Genomic DNA, 259 nt, shown 5'->3' with positions numbered 1-259 from the left:
AGTGCGCTCATCCTGCATCAACTCACTAAAAATCTGCACTTGGATTGGTTTGTCCTGTTTTCCTCGGCGGCATCCGTCCTCGGTTCCAGAAGACAGGCGAACTATGTGGCGGCGAATGGATTTTTAGATGGCTTAGCGCATTTGCGCCAGCAGCAGGGCTTACCGGCACTGGCGATTAACTGGGGCACTTTCCACACCAGAGGGATGGCTGCCCAGAATATCGAATCACTTGAGCGGCGCGGGTTTATCCCCTTAAATT

General features: G+C 52.9%; 1 protein-coding gene. It reads left to right on the top strand.

The genetic code is table 11. The features are described from left to right. Positions 1 to 259 (top strand): KR domain-containing protein (locus Lpar_RS18245; protein ID WP_156416225.1); only part of this gene is annotated, 259 nt, incomplete at both ends.

It is taken from the genome of Legionella parisiensis (genome assembly GCF_001467945.1).
GTDB lineage: Bacteria > Pseudomonadota > Gammaproteobacteria > Legionellales > Legionellaceae > Legionella > Legionella parisiensis.
Note: the sequence above shows the minus strand (reverse complement) of the source record. Positions and strands in the feature narration are given on the sequence as shown.